The organism is Micromonospora sp. BS32, assembly GCF_059089345.1.
Map to the genome: position 1 here is coordinate 278,830 of NZ_JBSSHR010000007.1, position 6,856 is coordinate 285,685.

Annotated in this window: 6 protein-coding genes; 4 read left to right on the top strand and 2 right to left on the bottom strand. The window is 73.6% G+C overall.

Features of this window, described 5'->3' with window-relative positions; translation table 11 throughout:
• Positions 1 to 340: 340 nt before the first annotated feature.
• From AC5RWQ_RS14250 to AC5RWQ_RS14260, 3 genes are all read left to right on the top strand, one after another.
• The gene (locus tag AC5RWQ_RS14250) at positions 341 to 3,208 is read left to right on the top strand and encodes an alpha/beta fold hydrolase (RefSeq protein WP_494283195.1); all 2,868 of its coding nucleotides are present in this window, start codon (positions 341 to 343) and stop codon (positions 3,206 to 3,208) included.
• On the top strand, positions 3,208 to 4,104 hold the full coding sequence (locus AC5RWQ_RS14255) for an ABC transporter permease (RefSeq protein WP_334486810.1): 897 nt from the start codon (positions 3,208 to 3,210) through the stop codon (positions 4,102 to 4,104). The genes AC5RWQ_RS14250 and AC5RWQ_RS14255 overlap by 1 nt, the downstream gene beginning before the upstream one ends.
• Before the next feature lie 127 nt (positions 4,105 to 4,231).
• The gene (locus AC5RWQ_RS14260) at positions 4,232 to 4,678 is read left to right on the top strand and encodes a DoxX family protein (protein ID WP_494283196.1); all 447 of its coding nucleotides are present in this window, start codon (positions 4,232 to 4,234) and stop codon (positions 4,676 to 4,678) included.
• 58 nt (positions 4,679 to 4,736) lie between these two features.
• Here AC5RWQ_RS14260 and AC5RWQ_RS14265 read toward each other — a convergent pair whose 3' ends face one another.
• Positions 4,737 to 5,453 carry a hypothetical protein gene (locus tag AC5RWQ_RS14265; RefSeq protein ID WP_494283197.1) on the bottom strand — a complete coding sequence of 239 codons (717 nt, stop codon included), beginning with the start codon at positions 5,451 to 5,453 and terminating at the stop codon, positions 4,737 to 4,739.
• Positions 5,454 to 5,560: 107 nt separating this feature from the next.
• Positions 5,561 to 5,869 carry an ArsR/SmtB family transcription factor gene (locus AC5RWQ_RS14270; protein WP_494283198.1) on the bottom strand — a complete coding sequence of 103 codons (309 nt, stop codon included), beginning with the start codon at positions 5,867 to 5,869 and terminating at the stop codon, positions 5,561 to 5,563.
• 91 nt (positions 5,870 to 5,960) lie between these two features.
• On the opposite strand from AC5RWQ_RS14270, the gene AC5RWQ_RS14275 reads away from it, so the two are divergent.
• Positions 5,961 to 6,856, top strand: an 896-nt coding sequence (locus tag AC5RWQ_RS14275) for a DMT family transporter (protein WP_494283199.1), incomplete at its 3' end; no start/stop codon positions are given.

Genomic DNA, 6,856 nt, shown 5'->3' on the forward strand with positions numbered 1-6,856 from the left:
GGGTGTCGGGGGTCGCCGATGGAGTCCCGTGCACCGGACCGGAAAACTAACCGACCGGTGTGGAGGGAAGGTCGCGATTAGTCAGTCATTTATGCGTCACTGGGAGCGATGTTACGTGTCGTTGACCTTGTCGACACGTAGTGTCCCCTCACTCGTGCGTGATGATCGGATCAGAGGTGATTTTCGCCAAGGGTCGGAATTCACGTGATCCGAAGTCATCCCGCCGGGATTGGTCTGGACGTGACGCGGTCGACCGACCCGGCGCGCCGATCGGGCCAACCGAACGGACGTACGGAGGATCTCAGCCAACGCTCAGGATCCGCGCCGTACCGTGAGCCGCATGAGATCACCGCTGTCGGCCGCCCCGGTACGGCGCGTCCTGGCCAACCGGCGTCGCGTGGTGGCCGCGTCGGTGGTCGTCGTGCTGCTCGCCGCCGTCGCGGTCTGGGCGGCGTGGCCGGACGGGCCGGGGCACCGGACCGAGTCGGCCCTGGTCACCGTCCGCTCCGGGCCGGCGGGTGACCAGCCGGTGTCGCTGGACACCACGCTCTGGCTGCCCGCGGACGCTTCGGCCGACCGGAAGGTGCCCGCGGTGCTGCTGGCGCACGGCTTCGGCGGCACCAAGGACTCGGTCCGCTCCGACGCCGAGGACCTGGTGGAGCGCGGGTACGCCGTGCTCACCTGGACCGCCCGCGGGTTCGGCCGCAGCGGCGGCGAGATCCACCTGGACAACCCGGACTACGAGATCCGGGACGCGCAACGGCTGCTGGACCTGCTCGCCGCCCGCCCGGAGATCCGTACCGACGCCGCCGGTGATCCCCGGGTCGGCGTGGTCGGCGGTTCGTACGGCGGCGGCCTGGCCCTGCTGCTCGCCGCCCAGGACCGGCGGGTCGACGCGATCGTCCCGATGATCACCTGGAACGACCTCTCCCGCGCCTTCCTGCCGGAGAGCACCGGGAAGCCGGCCACCGAGGGCGTGTTCAAGAAGGGTTGGGCCGGCATCTTCTTCGGCGGTGGCGGCAACGCCGGCTCCGGCCCGACCGGGCTCTCCGGCGCGACCGCCGCCGCGCCCGAGGGGGCCCCGGCCTCGGCCGGCGCGCCCAGCCCGCAGCCCGGCGCGGGCCCCGGCACCGCTCCCGGGCGCGCCCCGGCCGGCGCCGCCGACCCGTCCTGCGGCCGGTTCGCCGCGGACGTCTGCGCCGCGTACCTGCGGATCGCCACCACGGGCCGGGCCGACCAGGCGGCGGTGGACCTGCTCCGCCGCTCGTCCCCGGCCGGCGTGCTCGACCGGATCAAGGCGCCGACCCTGCTGGTGCAGGGCGAGGCGGACAGCCTCTTTCCGCTCACCGAGGCGGACGCCAACGCGCGCGGCATCGCCGCCGCCGGCACCCCCGTGCGGGTCGCCTGGTTCACCGGCGGCCACGACGGCGGGTCGGGGCCGGCCAGCGACTCCGACCGGGTGAAGTTCCTGACCGCGCAGTGGCTCGACCACTACGTCAGGGGCGGCGGCGAGGCCCCCGGTGACGACTTCACCTTCTCCCGGATCGCCGGCTTCGACGCCCTGAACCGGGGCCTGGTGGCGACCGGCTACTCCACCAGCGACTACCCCGGCGTGGCCGGGGACCAGCGGCGCGAGGTCGCGGTGACCGGGCCGGCGCAGCCGGTGGCGAACCCGCCCAACGGCAACCCGGCGGCGATCTCGTCGGTGCCGTTCGCCGGGGCACTCGGCTCGCTGCTCGACGGGGTGGCCGGCGACATCCCCGGCCAGCACGCCCGGTTCGAGTCCGCGCCGCTGCCCGACGCGGTGGACGTGGTCGGCGCGCCTACCTTCTCGCTGCGGGCGGCGTCGCCGACCGGCGAGGCGGTGCTCTTCGTCAAGCTCTACGACGTGGACCCGAACGGCGCCGCGACGCTCCCCGACGGTCTGGTCGCCCCGGTCCGGCTCACCGGGCTGCCGAGGGCGGTCGACGCGGCGCGGCCGGTCACCGTGACCCTGCCGGCGATCGTCCGCCGGTTCGAGGCGGGGCACCGGGTGCGGGTGGTGGTGGCCACCTCCGACCAGGCGTACACCACACCCGTCGAGCCGACGGTCTACACGGTGGCCGCGGGCGACGGCCCGGTCGGCCTGCCGACGGTCGGCGCCGAGCCGATCCCGACCACCGCCGCCGTCTGGCGCTGGGTGCTGGTCGGGCTGCTCGCCGCCATCGCGGTGGGGCTCGCCCTGGTCGTCCTGGTCGCCCGCCGCCGGCACCGTCGCCAGGACAGCTCCGTGCATCCGGAGTACGCGGGCATCCCGCTCGCCGTCCGCCAGCTCCGCAAGGAGTACGCGGACGGCTTCGTCGCCGTGTCCAACGTGGACTTCGAGGTGCACCCGGGCCAGGTGGTCGGCCTGCTCGGCCCGAACGGCGCCGGCAAGACCACCACCCTGCGGGTGTTGATGGGGCTGACCCAGCCCACCGCCGGCGAGATCTACGTCTTCGGCCACCGGCTGGTGCCCGGCTCGCCGGTGCTCTCCCGGATCGGCGCGCTGGTGGAGGGGCCGGGCTTCCTGCCGCACCTGTCCGGCCTGGAGAACCTGAAGGCGTACTGGCGGGCGACCGGCCGGCCGTGGGAGGACGCGCACTTCGACGAGGCGCTGGAGATCGCCGGCCTGGGCGCCTCGGTGCACCGGCGGATCAAGAACTACAGCCACGGCATGAAGCAGCGGCTGGCCATCGCGCAGGCGATGCTCGGCCTGCCGGAGCTGCTGGTGCTCGACGAGCCGACGGACGGGCTCGACCCGCCCCAGATCGCCGAGATGCGCCGGGTGCTCCAGCGGTACGCCACCGACGGCCGGGCGGTGCTGGTCTCCAGTCACCTGCTCGCCGAGGTGGAGCAGACCTGCACCCACGCCGTGGTGGTCAACAAGGGCCGGATCGTGGCGTCCGGCCTGGTCGGGGAGATCGTCGGCGAGTCGCCGAGCGTGCTGTTCGAGGTGACCGACCCGGACGCCGCGCGGGCCGTGCTCGACCGGCTGGCCGGCGTGCGGGTGCTGCCGGACACCGACGGGCAGCTGGTGGTGGACACCAACGGCACCGCCCGCAGCGAGGTGGTGGCGGAGCTGGTCCGGGCCGGGATCGGGGTGGACCGGGTGGTGCCCCGGCGCCGCCTGGAGGACGCGTTCCTCGCCCTGGTGGGCGACAACTCTCGGGGAAGCGGGGACCGGTGATGGCGGGTTCATCCATCGACGTGGCGGGCCCGGGGCCGGCCGGTCCCGGGGCGGCGGCGGGTTACCGGCCGTCGGCGACGCTGCCGTTCGCGGCGGAGTTCCGCCGGCAGGCGTCCCGGCGGCGGACCCAGCTCGCGCTCGGCTTCATGGTGCTGCTGCCGCTGATCATCCTGATCGCGTTCCAGTTCGACTCGGGCGGCGACGACGACAACGGGCGCAACGAGTTCGCCAGCCTGGTCGACCTGGCCACCTCGGGCGGGCTCAACTTCACCCTCTTCTCGATCTTCGTGTCGGCGTCGTTCCTGCTGGTCGTGGTGGTGGCGCTCTTCTGCGGGGACACGGTGGCCAGCGAGGCGAGCTGGGGCAGCCTGCGCTACCTGCTGGCGGTCCCGGTACCCCGGGCCCGGCTGCTCACCGTGAAGCTGGTGGTCGCGCTCGCGTACTCGGCGCTGGCGCTGCTGCTGCTCGCCGGCACCGCCCTGCTCGCCGGCACCCTCCGGTACGGCTGGACGCCGCTGCGCAGCCAGGTGGCGGCCGAGTTGGCACCGGGGGAGGGACTGCTGCGGCTGCTGGCGGTGCTCGGCTACCTGGCGGTCGTTCTCCTGGTGGTGGCCGGCCTGGCCTTCCTGCTGTCGGTGAGTACGGACGCCGCGCTCGGCGCGGTCGGCGGCGCGGTGCTGCTCTGGATCCTCTCCAGCATCCTCGACCAGATCACCGCGCTCGGCGGGCTGCGCGCCTTCCTGCCCACCCACTACAGCACCGCCTGGCTCGGGTTGCTCTCCACGCCGGTGCAGACCGACGACGTGGTCCGGGGCGCGATCTCGGCGGTCAGCTACGCGACGCTCTTCTGGGGGCTGGCGTTCTGGCGCTTCACCCGCAAGGACGTCACCTCGTAGCCGGCTGAGCTGCTAGCCGGCCGGCCCGCTGGCCGGCGGGACCGTCCCGTTAACAAAGAACTCATGTATTTAGATATATCCGTGGACGATTCTGAGGGGCATACATCCCCTTCCATGGAGGTGTCACATGAATCTCGACCGGCTCGGCGGGCCGATCCTCTCCCTGTACCGCGTGGTGCTCGGCCTGCTCTTCCTCTGTCACGGGCTGTCATCGGTCTTCGGCGTGTTCGGCGGCAACCCGATGACCGGGAAGGCCGTACCCGTGGGTGTCTGGCCCGGCTGGTGGGCCGCCCTGATCCAGCTCGTCTGCGGAGCGCTCGTGCTGGCCGGGCTGCTCACCCGACCGGCGGCGCTGCTCGCGTCCGGCTCGATGGCGTACGCCTACTTCGTGGTGCACCAGCCGGAGGGCCTGCTGCCGCTGCGGAACGGGGGCGAGCTGGCGGCGCTCTTCTGCTGGTCGTTCCTCCTGATCGCCGTCTCCGGGCCGGGCCCCTGGGCGCTCGACGCGCTGCTCGGGAGGCGGGCCGCCGCACCGGCGTCTACGGTGGCCGAGCCCAGTTCCGTGCCGGCCTGACCGAAGGTGCCGCACGCCGCCGGAGCCTCGACGAGGCGGCTCCGGCGGCGTGCCCCGGTCAGGGCGTGTACGGGGCGTCGGCGTGGGTCACCTCGGTCAAGGTGCCGCCGGAGAGCTGGTAGACCGACGTCCGCTTGATGTTGAGCTCGGCCATGCTCGTGCCGCTGCTGCGGGTGAGCCAGACCACGGTCGCCTTCTTCCCGGCCACCGCGACCGACAGGACGGGGTTCCGGTCGCCGAGGTCGACCAGCGCCCGGTAGGCCGGTTTGCCGCCGGAGTTGCGCCACGCGACGACCGACCAGAACTGCCCGATCCCGCCGGTACGCAGCAGCACCGTCCCGACCGCGTCGGCCGCCCCGTCACCGTCCAGGTCGCCGGTGCCGCAGGGCTTCTGCAACTCGACGGTCGCCCTGTCCTCGCCGTTCCAGATCCCCTCGGTCAGCGGGATGTAGTCGGGATAGCCGTTGAACGGCGCCGTGGCGCTGCCCAGGTGCGCGCCGAGGAGCTGCTTGCAGGTGAGCGCCGGGGCAACGGGCGCGCTCGGCTTCGGTGCCGGGGGCTTCAGCGGTGCCTTCGTCGTCGGGACGGTGGTGACCGGTGCGGCGGTCGTGGGCGTCGGGTCGGGCGCGCTCACCGTCGGGGACGCGGCCTCCGGGGTCGCGGCGGCCGGCGTGACCGTGGTGGCCGCGGTAGCCGTACCACCGGAGTCACCTCCGCAGGCGGTGAGCAGGCAGACCAGGGCGAGGGTCGCGAAGCCCGGCGGGGTCCGGCGCATGGGTGGAGGGTTCTCTCTCGACGGCGGGTTGCCCGCACCGTACTGAGCCTCCGCCACCGCGGGTCATCGCCTCGTCGGACGCCCCGGACCGCCGGTTCGGCATGCCGTCAGTGGCCGACCGGCGCCGCCAGCACGGCGTCGAGCAGCCCGGGGTAGAGCCGGTCCAGCTCGTCGCGGCGCAGCCGCACGTACCGGGTGGTGCCGGCGACCCGGGTCCGGGTCAGCCCGGCCTCGCGCAGCACCTTGAGGTGGTGGCTGCGGGTGGCCTTGGAGACGTCCAGCTCGAAGGTGCCGCAGGCGCGCTCCCCGGCGCCGTCGGCGAGGGCACGCACGATCCGCAGCCGGACGTCGTCGGCCAGTGCCGCCAGCACCGCGGTCACCGGTACGTCCCGCAGCTCGGGTTCGTGCAGCTCCATGTGACCAGTGTAACCGTTGTTCGACTTACGTCGAACATCCTCCTAGAGTCGGTGCCGTTGGTTCGAAAACGCTCGAACATAGGAGCTGTCGATGCGCTCTCGTCACATCGCCTTCCCGCTTGTCGCGGTGCTCAGCTGGGGCCTCATGTTCCCCGTGCTGGCCAGCGCGCTGACCCGGGTCGACGCGCTCAACCTGACCGCGGTGCGCTACCTGCTCGCCACCGTCGTCCTGCTCGGGCTGCTGCTGGTCCGCGAGGGCGGCGGCGCGCTGCGGCCCGCTGGCCGGGCCGTCGAGGTGGTGGTCCTCGGCGTTGTCGGCTTCGCCGGCTTCAACCTGCTGACCAACCTCGCCCTCGGGCACGCCGCCCCGCAGCAGATCGCCCTCTTCGTCGCCACCGCCCCGCTGGTCACCCAGCTCGTCCGGTGGGCCCGCGACGGGGTGCGCCCCCGGCCGGCGCTGCTCGCCCTCTCGCTGGTCGCGCTGGTCGGCGTCGGCCTGGTCATCACCCGGGGCCGGCTGGACGGGCTCGGCCAGTTCGGGGTCGGCGGGCTGATGATGGTCGGCGCGGTGCTCGGCTGGGGGATCTACACCCACGGCGCGAGCCGGTTCGGCGCCTGGTCGCCGTTGCGCTACACCACCCTGACCTCGGTGGCCGGTACCACCGCGATCCTGGTCGCCAGCCTCGCCGCCGACCTCGCCGGCTGGCAGCACCTCCCGGCCGGCGCCGACCTCGTCGCGGTCGCCCCGCAGGTGACGTACGCCGTCCTGGTCGCCGCGGTGATCGCGGTGCTGGCCTGGAACACCGGTGTGCAGCGCCTCGGGCCGGCCAACGCGGCGCTGTTCATGAACCTCGTCCCGGTGACCACCTTCGCGGTGCAGACCGTCCGTGGCTACCGGCCCGGCGCGGTGGAACTGGCCGGCGCGGCGCTGACCATCGCCGCCCTCGTCGCCGCCAACCTGACCACCCGCCCCACCCCGGCCACCCC